At 35.9% G+C, this 14,883-nt stretch carries 16 protein-coding genes and 1 tRNA gene; 16 read left to right on the top strand and 1 reads right to left on the bottom strand.

The genetic code is table 11. From position 1 onward, the window contains the following. Positions 1–20 precede the first annotated feature (20 nt). Positions 21–92: transfer RNA gene (locus tag ACTJJ9_RS12360), tRNA-Val, on the top strand. Positions 93–335: 243 nt separating this feature from the next. Next, entirely contained in the window at positions 336–686 is a 351-nt protein-coding gene (locus ACTJJ9_RS12355) for a DUF898 family protein (RefSeq protein WP_145580667.1), read from the top strand. Positions 687–1,122: 436 nt separating this feature from the next. On the opposite strand, the gene ACTJJ9_RS12350 is transcribed toward ACTJJ9_RS12355, so the two are convergent. Then, the gene (locus ACTJJ9_RS12350; protein ID WP_186324107.1) at positions 1,123–1,278 is read right to left on the bottom strand and encodes a hypothetical protein; all 156 of its coding nucleotides are present in this window, start codon (positions 1,276–1,278) and stop codon (positions 1,123–1,125) included. Positions 1,279–1,633: 355 nt separating this feature from the next. On the opposite strand from ACTJJ9_RS12350, the gene ACTJJ9_RS12345 reads away from it, so the two are divergent. From ACTJJ9_RS12345 to ACTJJ9_RS12280, 14 genes are all read left to right on the top strand, one after another. After that, complete coding sequence (locus tag ACTJJ9_RS12345) at positions 1,634–2,860, top strand: threonine synthase (RefSeq protein WP_145580666.1); 1,227 nt, start codon at positions 1,634–1,636, stop codon at positions 2,858–2,860. A 43-nt stretch (positions 2,861–2,903) separates the two neighbouring features. Continuing rightward, complete coding sequence (locus ACTJJ9_RS12340) at positions 2,904–3,545, top strand: amino acid ABC transporter permease (protein WP_440768675.1); 642 nt, start codon at positions 2,904–2,906, stop codon at positions 3,543–3,545. Then, a complete protein-coding gene (locus ACTJJ9_RS12335; protein WP_095298378.1) occupies positions 3,526–4,203 on the top strand; it encodes an amino acid ABC transporter permease in 678 nt (225 codons plus the stop codon). The genes ACTJJ9_RS12340 and ACTJJ9_RS12335 overlap by 20 nt, the downstream gene beginning before the upstream one ends. A gap of 15 nt (positions 4,204–4,218) precedes the next feature. Then, positions 4,219–4,962 carry an amino acid ABC transporter ATP-binding protein gene (locus tag ACTJJ9_RS12330; protein ID WP_145580664.1) on the top strand — a complete coding sequence of 248 codons (744 nt, stop codon included), beginning with the start codon at positions 4,219–4,221 and terminating at the stop codon, positions 4,960–4,962. Positions 4,963–4,974: 12 nt separating this feature from the next. Further along, complete coding sequence (locus ACTJJ9_RS12325) at positions 4,975–5,856, top strand: cysteine ABC transporter substrate-binding protein (RefSeq protein WP_145580663.1); 882 nt, start codon at positions 4,975–4,977, stop codon at positions 5,854–5,856. 398 nt (positions 5,857–6,254) lie between these two features. Continuing rightward, complete coding sequence (locus tag ACTJJ9_RS12320) at positions 6,255–7,229, top strand: sulfonate ABC transporter substrate-binding protein (protein ID WP_145580662.1); 975 nt, start codon at positions 6,255–6,257, stop codon at positions 7,227–7,229. A 15-nt stretch (positions 7,230–7,244) separates the two neighbouring features. Beyond that, positions 7,245–8,390, top strand: coding sequence for an FMNH2-dependent alkanesulfonate monooxygenase (gene ssuD, locus ACTJJ9_RS12315; protein WP_145580661.1), 1,146 nt, complete (start codon positions 7,245–7,247; stop codon positions 8,388–8,390). A 5-nt stretch (positions 8,391–8,395) separates the two neighbouring features. After that, on the top strand, positions 8,396–9,160 hold the full coding sequence (ssuC, locus tag ACTJJ9_RS12310; protein WP_145580660.1) for an aliphatic sulfonate ABC transporter permease SsuC: 765 nt from the start codon (positions 8,396–8,398) through the stop codon (positions 9,158–9,160). Positions 9,161–9,170: 10 nt separating this feature from the next. Continuing rightward, positions 9,171–9,941 carry an ABC transporter ATP-binding protein gene (locus ACTJJ9_RS12305; RefSeq protein WP_440768674.1) on the top strand — a complete coding sequence of 257 codons (771 nt, stop codon included), beginning with the start codon at positions 9,171–9,173 and terminating at the stop codon, positions 9,939–9,941. 151 nt (positions 9,942–10,092) lie between these two features. Further along, positions 10,093–10,509: a hypothetical protein gene (locus ACTJJ9_RS12300; protein WP_186324106.1), complete on the top strand. Its 417-nt coding sequence runs from the start codon at positions 10,093–10,095 to the stop codon at positions 10,507–10,509. Then, complete coding sequence (locus ACTJJ9_RS12295) at positions 10,460–11,224, top strand: alpha/beta hydrolase (protein ID WP_440768673.1); 765 nt, start codon at positions 10,460–10,462, stop codon at positions 11,222–11,224. Before ACTJJ9_RS12300 ends, ACTJJ9_RS12295 begins: the two co-directional genes overlap by 50 nt. 311 nt (positions 11,225–11,535) lie before the next feature. Next, positions 11,536–12,888, top strand: a complete 1,353-nt coding sequence (locus ACTJJ9_RS12290; protein ID WP_145580659.1) for an LLM class flavin-dependent oxidoreductase — start codon at positions 11,536–11,538, stop codon at positions 12,886–12,888. 82 nt (positions 12,889–12,970) lie between these two features. Next, positions 12,971–14,011, top strand: coding sequence for an ABC transporter substrate-binding protein (locus ACTJJ9_RS12285; RefSeq protein ID WP_145580658.1), 1,041 nt, complete (start codon positions 12,971–12,973; stop codon positions 14,009–14,011). Positions 14,012–14,051: 40 nt separating this feature from the next. Next, positions 14,052–14,867 carry an ABC transporter ATP-binding protein gene (locus tag ACTJJ9_RS12280; RefSeq protein WP_145580657.1) on the top strand — a complete coding sequence of 272 codons (816 nt, stop codon included), beginning with the start codon at positions 14,052–14,054 and terminating at the stop codon, positions 14,865–14,867. The last annotated feature ends 16 nt before the right edge of the window (positions 14,868–14,883 follow it).

Here is a 14,883-nt window from a genome sequence, read left to right as displayed (position 1 = left end):
AAAATGTAACTTATAAATACGACTTGTTAGCTCAGTGGGAGAGCACTTCCTTGACAGGGAAGGGGTCGGGGGTTCAAGTCCCTCACAGGTCATTACTTGAATAACGTTGGATAAAAGGGTTTCTCTTAATTGAGAAACCCTTTTATTTTTTATCTTATTTTTGATAAGTAAAGGAAAAGGATTTTGATACCTGGTTACCTCGCCAAAATATAGCACTTAAAAATGAAATATATGTCAGTCTCTTTTACTTATAAGACTATGTGAATTTATTATTGACTTCTTCTTTTAACTAATATAGTTTTATATGGTGATTATTAACAAAGGGGGTATATAGTATGAGTGCAGAAGTAGTAATAAATAATGATATAACTTCTCAAAGAAATGAAAAATCATACTTTGATGGAGGTTTACTTCAGTACATAGGTTGGTCTATCTTAGGAGTTCTCGTTACGGTATGTACGCTTGGAATTTGCTATCCTTGGTCTTTTACTATGATTTTTAGTTGGAAAGCTAAGCATACGGTAATTAATGGTAGACGTTTAAAATTTACTGGAACAGCGATTGGACTATTCGGTAACTGGATTAAATGGTGGTTCCTCTGTATTATTACTTTAGGAATCTATAGTTTTTGGTTATTTATTGCTCTAGAAAAATGGAAAACAAAACATACTGTATTTCAAAATTAATAAAGAAGTCCTCTGCTTATGCAGAGGTCTTTTTACTTGTTAAAATAAGCAAACTGCTTTACTTTATTCTCTTTGCTCTTAATAGAAGTAAGGTAAGTGATGTAGTTTTTGTTACGAGTAGGAAATTTTTCGCAAGTACCTTTAAAAATAAAAGAATAGAGAAGGGTTATCAATGAGGGCTAATTAAAGGCGAATAACAAAAGGCCAAAATTGCAGATTTTCATCTGTGAACGACTTTTTACTAAATGGGAATAAGACAAGAGAAGATTATCTAAACATTTTTAACGAGACAGTCGGGAATATAGATGAAGGTTTATTTATTTTAAACCAACACCAATATTCCTTTACTTAAATATTGGTAATAAGCCAAATAATGTGACACAAAAATAGTATGATAAGTTGGTCATACGAATCAGTTGTTCCCTTAAAATGTGAATTAAATAATAGATTTATTAGGATCAATAATATCACTTAAAACTAATATTTCATCATGAATTTGTTTTTTTAAGTTTGTATCGTCACATCTTTTGTAATCTTGTATTAATGAATAAAGTTCTTCAATAAATATAGTCATTTCTTCACTAGAGATCATAATTAAACTCCTTTACATAAACTAATTTAATTATGGGTATTTAGTTCTATTAATTCAATTATTTTCATTGAACTTACATTGGATAAATTTCGACATTAGAAAGGTAGAGCACCGAGGTACGCACCTTGTGTAAATTGAATAGTCCCTGTTTGCATGGACTATTTAAAACATGATTCAACTAGAGAACCATTTAATGCAATTATAAAATTTTTAAATCACAGTTGACTTATCGGAAATATCCGATTAATATATTGTTAGCTTAATAAATAATTAGTTGATTGGACCACCAAAGACTACAATTTCTCTTTTTTTCAAAGGAGATGATTGTAGTCTTTCTTTTTTAGGAGGAAAGTACATGAATAGTTATAGTTATATCTCACATTTGGAGTGCCCGAAATGCGGTGAATTATATAAGGGCAATCATATTTATCAATTATGCAAATGTGGTTCACCGTTATTAGTACGATATGACTTAGAGAAAGTGAAGGGGAATGTGTCACCTGAGGAGATTGCAAATCGCACTAATAGTTTATGGCGTTATCATGAGTTACTACCGATACAACAACAGAAAAATGTAGTAACACTTGGTGAAGGGATGACTCCTTTTGAAAAACTACCATCTCTCGGTGCTGAGTTTGGATTAAATAATTTGTACATAAAGGATGAAGGGGTCATTCCAACCGGTTCTTTTAAAACTAGGGGGGCAAGTGTAGGGATTTCAAAGGCGAAAGAACTAGGTGTTAATCATTTAGCGATGCCAACGAATGGTAATGCAGGTGCTGCTTGGGCATTATATGCCGCAAAAGCTGATATAAAAGCGACCATTGTTATGCCTTTAGATGCGCCACAAATTACGCGTAAGGAGGTTTACATTGCAGGTGGGAACTTGCACCTTATTGACGGGTTAATTAGTGATGCAGGTAAAGTAGTGAGTAGTTTAGTTCAAAACTATGGAGTATATGATGCTTCTACGCTTAAAGAGCCATATCGAATTGAGGGCAAAAAGACAATGGGATATGAGATTGTTGAACAATTTGGTTGGAAGGTCCCGGATGTTATATTGTACCCAACTGGAGGTGGAGTAGGGATCATTGGAATTTATAAAGCACTTCTTGAATTACAGCAATTAGGATGGATTGAGGATAAGAAGCTTCCACGTTTAGTAGCTGTTCAAGCTGAGGGGTGTGCTCCAATTGTTGAAGCTTGGAATAAAGGGGAAATGGAATCAAAGTTCTTTGAAAATTCAATTACATGTGCTTTTGGAATCAACGTCCCTAAAGCTATAGGAGATTTCTTAGTTCTTAAGGGAATTTATGATACAGAAGGCTGTGCGATTGCTATTTCTGAAGAGGAAATTTTGCGAACACAAAAGCTGATCGCATCGTTAGAAGGGAATTTCGTTTGTCCAGAAGGAGCAGCAACCTTTGCAGCAGCTAGGATTCTACATGAAAAGGGGTGGCTCGATGCAAATGAGCATGTCGTCTGCCTCAATACAGGTTCGGGTTTAAAATATCCTGAAACTGTTGTAATCGAAGGTGTAGAAACGATTAAACCAGGGCAGGAAATTTTGTTGAATATTTAATTGATAGTTGGTGAGGAAATTGACATTTGATTGGGAGTATATTGTGAATGTACTACCATATTATCAAACTGCACTGTGGATAACGGTGAAGCTTGCTAGTATTGGTATATTATTTGCGGTATTAGTTGGTTTGATTTGCAGTGTTATTCAGTATTTTAAGATAAAGATACTTACTAATATTGTAAAAGTATATTTAGAAATTGCACGGAACACACCACTATTAATTCAATTATTCTTTTTATACTATGGGTTACCAAAAGTAGGGATTACGTTAAGTGAGGAACTGTGTGGAATTATTGGCCTAACATTTTTAGGTGGAGGTTATATGGCTGAAGTATTCAGAGCAGGATTTGAGGCTGTCTCAAAAACTCAAATTGAAACTGGTAAAGCAATTGGTCTCAGTAACTTACAATTAATGAGGTATGTTATTATTCCGCAAGCTTTTTCTTATAGTGTTCCTGGATTTGGTGCAAATTGTATTTTTCTTATTAAAGAAACATCTATTTTTAGTGGAATAGCAATCTTAGAACTTACGAATACAACGAAAAATCTCATGGGAATATTTTATAAAACAAATGAGGCATTATTTATGCTAGTCATTGGGTATTTAATTATTCTACTTCCATTAATATTGTTTTTAACATGGCTAGAAAGGAGAGTTAGACATGCTGAATTCGGGAATTAATGTTCTTTTTGAAGGCCTAAATATGCAGCGTTTATTTGAAGGACTTCTCGTGACATTACGTGTCGCTCTCATAGCAGTCGTTATTACAATTGTAATGGGGTTCATGATCGGAATTATTCGAACATCGAAAAATAAACTAATTCAAGTTATCTTTAAAATTTATTTGGAGCTGTTTCGGATCATTCCTATTCTTGTCTGGCTGTTTGTAATCTATTATATTATTCCTGCTAATTTTAACTTTAATTTAAGTTCAGAAGCAGTAGCGCTTATTGTCTTTAGTTTATGGGGAGTAGCAGAGATGAGCGATATAGTACGGGGGGCAATTATTTCATTGCCAAGACACCAAATTGAGTCGAGTAAAGCGATTGGTTTAAGTGTTGTTCAAATGTACAGATTTGTTCTTATACCACAAGCTATAAAGCGAACAATTCCCCCGATGATAAATTTAGCAACGCGAATGATAAAAACTACTGCTCTATTAACTATGATTGGGGTTATTGAAGTAATTAAAGTTGGTCAACAAATCATCGAAGTAAATAATATTACCTATCCAATGGTTGCGTTTTGGATATACGGGTTTATCTTTTTCTTATATTTTTGTATTTGTTTCCCATTATCGTACTTTTCGAGAAAGCTAGAACAAAAATGGGCAGCATAAGGAGTTGTATACAACGTGGTTAAGCAAGTTCCTATTTTACAAGTAAAAGGTCTTATTAAAAAGTATGGTGATAAAGTTGTTTTAAATGGCATTGATTTTGAGGTTGAAAAAGGAAAGGTTATTGCGATTTTAGGACCCTCTGGTTGTGGGAAAAGTACACTTCTTCGCTGTCTTAACGGATTAGAGGAGGTACATGGAGGAGATATATTACTCGAGAATGAGAGTCTAATTAACGAATCAACGAAATGGCAAGAGGTAAGACAACGGATTGGAATGGTTTTTCAAAGCTATGATTTATTTCCTAACTTAAGTGTAATGGAAAATATCTTGTTGTCCCCATTGAAGGTTCAAAAACGCAAACGCCAAGAAGCAGAGAGACAAGCTATCGAATTACTTGAGCGTGTCGGCTTAGTGGAACGGGCAAATGATTATCCAAGGCAGTTATCCGGAGGGCAAAAGCAACGTATTGCAATTGTCAGAGCATTATGTATTAATCCGGAGATAATGTTATTTGATGAGGTGACTGCATCCCTTGATCCGGAAATGGTTCGTGAAGTATTGGAAGTGATTGCACAATTAGCAGAACAAGGGATGACAATGCTAATTGTGACACATGAAATGAATTTTGCGAAACTAGTTGCAGATGAAGTGATTTTTATGGATAAAGGAAACATAATTGAGCATGCATCTTCAGAGCAATTTTTCTTAAAACCACAAACAGAGCGCGCTCAACAGTTCCTTAATATATTACAATTTTAGGAGGAATAAAAAATGAGAAAGAAGTTTTGGGTTGTATTATTGTCAGTCATAACAATAGTTGTGATAACAGCATGTGGAAATAGTAAAACAAGTACTGGAAATACCGAAAATGGAACAGATTCATCAGGGAAAGTTACGTCAGTAATTGATGCTATTAAAGAGCGTGGCAAATTACGAGTTGCTGTATTTAGCGATAAACCCCCATTTGGTTATGTCGATGAAAAAGGGGAATATCAAGGCTATGATATTGTGTTGGCAAAACGTCTTGCCAAAGATTTATTAGGTGATGAGTCAAAGATTGAGTATGTATTAACAGAACCACAAGCAAGGGTAGACTTATTAAAATCTGATAAAGTTGATATTGTGTTAGCGAATTTTACTGTTACCCCTGAACGTCAAGAACAAGTTGATTTTGCTAATCCTTATATGAAGGTGGCAATTGGTGTCGTTTCACCAAATTCAGCAAAAATTGAATCTGTTGAACAATTAAAAGGGAAAAAATTAATCGTTCCAAAAGGTACTACTGCAGAAACATATTTTATGAAAAACCACCCAGATATTGAACTTGTAAAATATGATCAAATAACGGAAGCGTTTGAAGCATTAAAGGATGGACGTGGAGCTGCAATGGCACAAGATAATGCATTATTATTTGGCTGGGCAAATGAAAATTCTAATTTCACAGTTGGCTTACCATCTCTAGGGGAATTGGATTATATTGCACCAGCTGTGAAAAAGGGAAATACAGAGCTATTAGATTGGTTAAATAAAGAGCTTGAAACTTTAGGAAAAGAACAGTTTTTCCACAAAGCATATGATGAAACATTAAAGCCAGCTTTCGGTGATGATATTAGTGCAGATGATGTAGTTGTTGAAGGAAAAGTTGAGGAGTAATATTCTAATAGCTGGTGGAGATTATATAGGTAAAAGTAAAGGGAAAATCACTACGAAAAGATTCTGATCTAATTAAAAAAGTACAGGGTGTGGGATTAATTTTATATAAATTTGAGTTGACAGGTAGGAATAATAGGGAATATAATATCCATAAGTAATTAACCTAGCTGATCGGAACACCGAAGGCATAATCAATCATAAAATTGGTTATGCCTTTTTTGTTTAGCTAAGAGTTAGAAGCATAGGTAATAAGAAAAATAATTATGTAAGCCGACTGGAAAACTAGAGGCTCTCAAAAGAGTAATGTCTGTTACTTTTTTGAGGGCCTTTTCTCATTCAGTAATTTATGCAAAGGAAATACATCTATTTTATCACTTGAATAACAGGGGGGTTTTAGGATGAACTTGCGGATTTTATTATTCTTGACACTTAGCATCTTCTTAACGTTTGTTGCAGGATGCAGCTCACCATCTAGTGGTGAAGAGAAGGGGGGGTCAACAGAAAAAGAAGAAAAAACAATTCATATTGGTTATCAAAAATTTGGAACATTAAACATTTTAAAGGCTGATAAAAGCTTGGATGAAGCATTAGAGAAAGAGGGCTTCACAGTAAAATGGACAGAATTTCCTGCAGGTCCTCAATTACTCGAGGCGTTAAATGTAGGCAGTATTGATTTTGGTCACACTGGTGAAGCACCGCCAATTTTTGCTCAGGCTGCGGATGCGCCGCTAATCTACTTTGCTAATGAACCACCTAATCCAAAAGGAGAAGCCATTATTGTTCCAGAGGATTCTTCGATAAAAACGATTAAGGATTTAAAAGGGAAGAAAATTGGATTGAATAAAGGTTCAAATGTCCATTATTTGCTCGTAAAAGCCCTTGAAAAAGAGGGAATTAAATATGAAGAAATTGAAACTGCATTTCTTCCACCAGCTGATGCACGAGCCGCATACGAAAAAGGGGAAATTGATGCTTGGGTTATATGGGACCCGTTTTTAGCAGATACAGAGCTTTCAACTAAAAGTCGAATTATTGCCGATGCAACGGGATTGGCTGCGAATAGAGAGTTCTTTCTTGCATCACGAACATTTGCAGAGAAAAATCAAAAGGTTTTAGATATCATCTACGAGGAACTTGAAAAAACTGAAGAGTGGGTATCTAAAAATCCAAAAGAAGCTGCAGAGTATTTATCACCTCAAATTGGGATGGATGTCGAAACGTTAGAACGTACTCTAACGAGAAGAACATTTGGTTTAGAAAAGATTACGAAGGAAGTAATCGAAGACCAGCAAGGGATAGCGAACCAATTTTACGAACTAGAGTTAATACCGAAACAAATTAAAGTTGAAGAAGCTACAACAAATGAAAAATAGGAAAGGATGAGTTTGATGAATATATTCTGGTTTATTCCAACACATGGGGATTCAAGATATTTAGGAGTTACTACGGGTGGTAGAGAAGTTAATTTGTCATACCTTAGACAAGTGGCACAGGCTGTTGACTCGTTAGGATATAAGGGAGCGTTACTTCCAACAGGGCGTTCTTGTGAAGATGCATGGGTCGTAGCTTCTTCCTTAATCTCTGTTACATCACAAATGAAATTTCTTGTTGCAGTTCGACCTGGTTTAACATCCCCTTCACAAGCTGCAAGAATGGCATCGACGTTTGACCGCTTATCTAATGGGAGATTGTTGATTAATGTAGTTACAGGTGGAGATCCCGTTGAGCTAGCTGGTGACGGATTAAACCTAAATCATAGAGAAAGATATGAATTGACTGACGAATTTCTAACGATATGGCGCAAATTATTATCAAATGAAGAAGCGAATTTTGAAGGAAACTATTTAAATGTTAGCGGCGGAAAATTGCTATATCCACCCGTACAATCTCCTTATCCACCCTTATATTTTGGGGGATCTTCACAAATAGGCCATGAAGTAGCTGCTAAGCATATTGATGTATATCTAACTTGGGGTGAACCACCTGAAAAGGTTAAAGAAAAAATTTCACATGTAAGCAAGCTAGCTAAGCAGCAAGGAAGAACCGTACGTTTTGGAATTAGACTCCATGTTATTGTTAGGGAAACAGAAGAAGAAGCATGGAGGGCAGCAAATGAATTAATCAAATATGTAGACGATGATTTAATTGCTGAGTCTCAGAAAATCTTTTCTCGCTTTGATTCTGAAGGTCAAAGAAGAATGTCCCAATTACATTCTGGAAGTAAGAATAACTTAGAAGTAAGTCCGAATCTATGGGCAGGTGTAGGTTTGGTTAGAGGTGGAGCAGGTACTGCGCTAGTTGGAGATCCTAAAACAGTTGCTCAGAGAATGAGAGAATATGAGGAAATAGGAATTGAGACTTTTATTCTCTCAGGTTATCCACATTTAGAAGAGTCGTATCGTGTAGCGGAGTTGCTGTTTCCATATTTAGAAATAGAAAAACCATCTAATCATGGCAATCCAAGTATTGTTAGTCCCTTTGGGGAAATCGTAGCGAACGATCTTTACCCGAAAAAACTAAATGCAAATGGGTGATAGATATGAAGAAAGGTGTTAAACAATTTGTGCAGTGGTTGGTTCCATTGCTGTTACTTATTACATGGCAGGTACTATCTTCAGTTGGCTTTATCTCTTCTAGAATTTTACCAAATCCATTAGATATTTTTAAGGCAGCAATTGAACTTACGAAATCTGGACAATTATTTAGTGACATTAGTATTAGTACGAAGAGGGCTTTTTTCGGATTTATTATTGGAGGTGGGATAGGGTTTTTACTCGGTCTTTGGAATGGTTTGTCTAAAGTAGCGGAAACGCTATTCGACACTTCTATCCAAATGATACGGAATATACCACATCTTGCTTTAATTCCCCTCGTCATTTTATGGTTTGGAATTGAAGAGGAAGCAAAGTTATTTTTAGTAGCACTTGGAACATTTTTCCCAATCTACTTAAATACATTTCACGGTATTCGCTCAGTTGATCCTTCGTTAATTGAAATGGGAAAGGTTTATGGTCTAAGCGGATTTAGTTTATTTCGACATATCATTTTTCCAAGCGCTCTTTCCTCTATTTTAGTAGGTGTTCGTTTTGCACTAGGAATTACATGGGTGACATTGATTGTTGCTGAAACAATTGCAGCAAACTCTGGAATTGGCTATTTGGCAATGAATGCGAGAGAATTTATGCAATTAGATGTCGTCGTCTTAAGTATCATTTTATATGCAATTCTAGGAAAGCTTTCTGATTTTATCGCTAAAATCGCAGAGAGACGTTTTCTAAAATGGAATCCGAATTTTCAAAAATAGGAGGAGCATCGTGAATAGTAGAAGAGAAACCATGTTAGAGCTTGAAAGTGTTCAAAAGTCATTTGGGCGGCAAGATGTTTTAACCGGAATTGACCTTAAAGTAAATAAAGGTGAATTTATAGCGATTGTTGGGAAAAGCGGCTGTGGAAAAAGTACTTTACTGCGATTGATAGCTGGCTTGGAGCATCCAACAGGAGGAGAATTATTACTAAATGGAAAGTCAATAAATGAACAGAATTCTCCTGCTAAAATTATGTTTCAAGATGGTAGACTTCTTCCGTGGAAAACCGTAGAACAAAATGTTGGTTTAGGTTTAAAAAAGGAAAATCAAGAGAAAATTACAAAAATGCTGGAACAGGTAGGATTATCAGAGCGGGCTAAAGATTGGCCAGCTGTTTTATCTGGTGGGCAAAAACAAAGAGTCGCATTAGCAAGAGCGTTAGTACATGAACCTGAACTTCTGTTATTGGATGAACCACTAGGAGCACTTGATGCGTTAACTCGAATAGAGATGCACCAGCTAATAGAGGATTTATGGAAGCAAAAACAATTTACAGCTATTCTTGTTACACATGATGTGGAAGAAGCAGTCGCGTTAGCAAATCGAGTTATTGTCATTGATAGAGGTGTAATTACTATGGAGCAAACGGTAAATCTCTCTTACCCAAGACAGAGAGAACATCCTGTTTTTAATAAAACAGTTAGTAAGATATTAAATGTTATATTAGGGAAAGAAAACGTTATTGAGAAGAATATTCCTTTACTTACTACGTATCAGTAGAAGTTTTGCAATCATAGAAAGGTCAAAAATTAATATATTCTGATTGTATTGCCGATCGAAAAAAGAAGGCTAACCGTAATTAAGGTTAGCCTTTTAATTATAGCTAGATCATCTTTTAAAAAATTGAGAAACATAAAGGAGGTAATATGTTATGCAAAGGAGTGTTTCTAATAGGCAGGAGCAACATATAAAAACAGCCTTGCATATAACACCTTCGCTCAATCTACCTGACCTTAGTTTCTATAATATATGTAATCAACAGTATAGGATTAATCGTGGTGTTTATAATACGATTGATGATTGGTTCTTTAAGTATGGAATCATCGATGTCGTTTACAGACGTATTTATATTCTTGCCTTTTTGGATTTTGTCTCAACTAAATATAAGGATAAAGCTGGATCTAGTAAATATATAAGATTTGGGCATGGGGGACTAACGAAAGCGTTAAATACCTTTATTTCTTCTTATATAAATGAAGAAGAGGCAGTGGAAAATAATGATTTTAGGGGGAAGAGTCATGAAGGAAAAATTTCCAGTGATTGCAGGAGCGGAATCCTTTTTTCTTAAAGGAAATGATATAGGCTTGCTGCTTTCCCACGGATTTATGGGGACTCCTCAAAGCGTACAATATATAGGAGAAAAATTATTTCATTTAGGATATACGGTCTGTGCACCAAGGCTAAAGGGGCACGGTACTCATTATAAGGATTTAGAAAAATCATCCTATCAGGATTGGTTACTAGATCTTGAAATCAATTATAAATTATTAAAAGAAACATGTTCCTCTATTTTCGTTATTTGTCAATCAATGGGTGGAACATTAGCACTTTGGATGGCAAAAAAATATAAGGATATTAATGGATTAGTCCTTATTAATGCAGCATTAAATGTTCCGAATTATGAAAAATGGATTGGAAAAACAATTCCAAAGTATATTCATGAATCAGAACCAGATATTAAGCAAGAGAATGTCTATGAGATAACATATAACAAGGTTCCGATTAAATCAATAAACCAACTGCAATTGCTTATGGAAAAAACGCCAGAATTTCTACAAGCAATAACTAATCCCACAGTATGCTTTAAATCAGCTGAAGACCATGTTGTACCACCTGAAAATACGGATTTTATCTACCAACACATTAGTTCTATTCATAAAAAGGTTATTACACTCCATAATTCCTATCATGTCGCATCAATGGACAATGACAAGGACAATATTGTCAAATATACACATCAATTTATACAGAAAACCTTGGAAGAAAAAGCTGTTGAATTGTAATGATAGTTTTCATAAAGAAAACTGTAAAATCAGATTGAAAACAGGGCACTTTGATGATAATATAAAAATACCAAAAAATACCATTATTGTCCGACTAGTTCACTAGAGGCTCTTATCCTTTACATATTTAAAGGTAAGGGCCTTCTTGCTCTGACGAAATACAACAATTTTTAAGGGGGTGAATTCTCGTCATCAACGTAGATGAATAGGACTTATGCTGATCGGTAAACCGAAGGCTCTTCCGAATTAGGAGGAGTCTTTATTTGTTAATTACAATTGCTTTTATTCATTAAAAGGAGAGTGTTTGTAAAATGAGTAAATCAAATCGACAAATGAAGCTGGGGGCATTTTTTATGATTCCTGGTCATCATGTTGCAGCATGGAGACATCCAGAAAGTGCTGCAGAAGATGTGCAACAATTTCACCTGTATAAACATCTTGCAGAACAAGCGGAAAAGGGAAAGTTTGACATGATTTTCTTTGCGGATGGATATGCAATTAATGACAAGCTTGAATCAGCAATTGAACATACCGTAACTGTAAGACCTGACCCACTTATGTTATTGGCTGCAATATCAGCAGTAACGACTAAAATTGGTTTAACAGCAACGGTATCAACGACATACAATGAGCCTTATCATGTTGCGAGAAAATTTGCTTCACTTGACCATTTAAGTGGGGGACGTGCGGCATGGAATGTTGTGACATCCGGACAAAATGCTGAAGCATTAAATTTTAATCGAAAAGAGCATCTAAAACATGGATTACGATATGAACGTGCAGAAGAGTTTGTAAATGTAGTGAAAAAGCTATGGGATAGCTGGGAAGACGATGCAATAATTGTTGACAAAAAGGCTGGAAGATTTGCAGAACCATCAAAGGTCCATGAAGTGAATCACAACGGGGATTGGTTCTCAGTGAAAGGTCCATTAAATGTGTCAAGACCTGTTCAAGGTCACCCGGTAATTGTTCAGGCAGGTTCATCAGAAGCAGGAATTGAGTTAGCAGCAAAAATTGCTGAAGTTATTTTTACTGCCTGGCAAACAATCGAGGAGGCGCAAAACTTTTACAAAAATGTAAAAGGAAAACTATCTAAATATGGACGTTCCCATGATGACTTAAAAATTATGCCAGGTGTTTTTCCGATTGTCGGGAAAACGGAGGAAGAAGCACATGAAAAACAGGCTTTATTAAGAGAGCTAATACCAGAAAAGGCGGGGGTTGGATTGTTATCATCACTTATCAGCTATGATTTATCGCCATATCCTGTTGAGGGGCCATTACCAGATCTACCCCATATTTCAGAAATTAACGGAGGTAAAAGTAGGTTTAAGCTACTAAAGGATATTGCAGATAGAGAGCAGCTTACAATCCGTCAGCTATATCAACATATTGCGGGGGCAAGAGGGCATAGAGAGATTAAAGGTACACCTGTTCAAATTGCAGATCAATTACAAGAGTGGTTTGAAAATGAAGCAGCAGATGGATTCAACATTATGCCACCTTATTTACCAGGGGGACTCGATGATTTTGTTGAACTTGTCATTCCAGAATTACAAAAACGAGGACTTTTTCGAACTGAGTACGATGGGAATACATTGAGAGAGCATCTTGGACTTAAGCGTCCGTTATCGTCATTTAGTAAGGAGCATTCAATTGGATAAAAACACTATATTTTGACTTTAAACCAAGTAAACAACTAGGTTAATAGGTATATTGTGTGATAGATGGAAGGGGAAAATACGGATGAACTCGATAACAAAGGTGGTTGCAGTCAGCTTCTATGCCCTATTACTTTCAATTTTTGTAATAGGGTGCAGTAATGAAGCAAATAGCAGTGCTGTAAAAGAGCATTCTGGAGAAAACGAGCTAGAGGTTGATACATTACGTTATTCAGGATCAACAGGACAAGTGACATATTGGGAATTAGCCGAAGATTTAGGGTATCTTGAGCCATTGAAGCTTGAATGGACAGGAAATTCGACTAGTGGTCCGGAAAACATCCAAGCAACTGTAAGTAATAGTATTGATTTTGGAGGAGCCTTTAACGGTGCAATACTCAAATTGAAGGAAGCTGGTGCACCGATTACCGCAGTTATAGGATATTACGGCTCAGATGAACAAACATATAGTGGCTACTATGTTCTAGAGGATAGTCCAATTAAGGAAGCAAAAGATTTAATTGGCAAAAAAATAGGTGTTAACACATTGGGAGCTCATCATGAATTTGCCATTGTTGAATTTTTACGAAGAGAAGGGCTAACAGAGGAAGAAATTGAGCAGGTCAATTTAGTCGTCATTCCGCCTGCTAGCGGTGAACAGGCGTTACGCTCTGGGCAACTGGATGCAACAACACTGGGAGGAGTTATTCAAGATAAAGCATTAGAGAGAGGTGGAATTCGCCCGTTGTTTAAAGATACTGATTTATTCGGTTCCTTTACGGCTGGAAGTCTTGTCTTTAGAGACGATTTTATTAAGAAAAATCCCAAAACAGTTGCTAAATTTGTCGAAGGAACAGCAAAAGCAATCGAATGGGCAAAAGTAACTCCTGTTGAAGAGGTAAGAGAGAGAATGAAAAAAATTATAGAGAAGCGTAATCGGAATGAAGATACTGAATTAATTCCTTATTGGAAATCGACGGGGATTGAATCACAGGGAGGACAGATTTTAGAAAAGGAATTTCAAGTATGGATTGATTGGTTAGAAAATGATGGGTTTTTAGAAAAAGGAAAGCTATCTCCTAAAGAGGTTTATACAAATGAATTCAATCCTTATGTAAAGGAATAAAAGCGATATTCTAACAATCGTTTAAGAAAGGAGCTTAAATATGAGTATAAAAATTAAAATTGAAGATGTAACGAAATCATTTTCTGTTAAAAGGGGGAAAGGTACAGATCATCAAGTATTCTCAGCTGTTTCTAATGTGAATCTTGAAATCAAAACAGGCGAATTTATGGTACTTGTTGGTCCGAGTGGCTGCGGAAAATCAACATTGCTCGATTTATTAAGTGGGTTAACAACTCCTACAAAGGGCTCAATAAAACTCGATGGAAAACCAATAACAGGCCCTGCGTTAGATCGAGGGATTGTTTTCCAACAATATGCTCTCTTTCCATGGCTAACTGCGTTAGGAAACGTAACTTTTGGACTTGAGGAGAAGGGATATAACAAAAAGCAACAACTTGATATAGCAAAGGAATATATAGCATTAGTTGGTTTAGAAGGATTTGAAGACCGATACCCTCATGAACTTTCCGGTGGTATGAAGCAACGAATCGCAATTGCCCGCAGTCTAGCATATAATCCGAAAGTATTACTGATGGATGAGCCATTTGCAGCATTGGATGCGCAAACCCGTGAAACATTGCAATCAGAATTGTTGAGAATTTGGAAAAAGACAGGAAAAACAATTCTTTTCATTACCCATGGGATAGATGAGGCTGTTTACTTAGGGCAACGCGTTGCAGTTATGACATCAAGACCAGGCAAAATTAAAGAAGTGATTGATATCCCTTTAAATGCTTTAGAATCAAAAGAAGACATTCGCACACAACCTGATTTTGGGGCATATCGGCAACGAATTTGGTCATTATTGCACACAGAAGTAGATAAAGCTCAAGAGCTAGAGAAACAAATTATTTAAGGTTTATGAAGGGAGG

The sequence above is a fragment of the Metabacillus sp. 22489 genome (assembly GCF_052044855.1).
Lineage (GTDB): Bacteria > Bacillota > Bacilli > Bacillales > Bacillaceae > Metabacillus > Metabacillus niabensis.
This window is presented reverse-complemented; position numbering and strand designations above follow the sequence as displayed.

What these genes read in the sequence shown, in the direction of transcription:
- ACTJJ9_RS12290 (WP_145580659.1), top strand. Translation starts at nt 11,536, where the DNA reads ATGAGTAAATCAAATCGACAAATGAAGCTGGGGGCATTTTTTATGATT.
- ACTJJ9_RS12325 (WP_145580663.1), top strand. Translation starts at nt 4,975, where the DNA reads ATGAGAAAGAAGTTTTGGGTTGTATTATTGTCAGTCATAACAATAGTT.
- ACTJJ9_RS12285 (WP_145580658.1), top strand. Translation starts at nt 12,971, where the DNA reads ATGAACTCGATAACAAAGGTGGTTGCAGTCAGCTTCTATGCCCTATTA.
- ACTJJ9_RS12355 (WP_145580667.1), top strand. Translation starts at nt 336, where the DNA reads ATGAGTGCAGAAGTAGTAATAAATAATGATATAACTTCTCAAAGAAAT.
- ACTJJ9_RS12280 (WP_145580657.1), top strand. Translation starts at nt 14,052, where the DNA reads ATGAGTATAAAAATTAAAATTGAAGATGTAACGAAATCATTTTCTGTT.
- ACTJJ9_RS12320 (WP_145580662.1), top strand. Translation starts at nt 6,255, where the DNA reads ATGAACTTGCGGATTTTATTATTCTTGACACTTAGCATCTTCTTAACG.
- ssuC (WP_145580660.1), top strand. Translation starts at nt 8,396, where the DNA reads ATGAAGAAAGGTGTTAAACAATTTGTGCAGTGGTTGGTTCCATTGCTG.
- ACTJJ9_RS12335 (WP_095298378.1), top strand. Translation starts at nt 3,526, where the DNA reads ATGCTGAATTCGGGAATTAATGTTCTTTTTGAAGGCCTAAATATGCAG.
- ssuD (WP_145580661.1), top strand. Translation starts at nt 7,245, where the DNA reads ATGAATATATTCTGGTTTATTCCAACACATGGGGATTCAAGATATTTA.
- ACTJJ9_RS12295 (WP_440768673.1), top strand. Translation starts at nt 10,460, where the DNA reads ATGAAGGAAAAATTTCCAGTGATTGCAGGAGCGGAATCCTTTTTTCTT.
- ACTJJ9_RS12345 (WP_145580666.1), top strand. Translation starts at nt 1,634, where the DNA reads ATGAATAGTTATAGTTATATCTCACATTTGGAGTGCCCGAAATGCGGT.
- ACTJJ9_RS12350 (WP_186324107.1), bottom strand. Translation starts at nt 1,278, where the DNA reads ATGATCTCTAGTGAAGAAATGACTATATTTATTGAAGAACTTTATTCA.
- ACTJJ9_RS12300 (WP_186324106.1), top strand. Translation starts at nt 10,093, where the DNA reads ATGCAAAGGAGTGTTTCTAATAGGCAGGAGCAACATATAAAAACAGCC.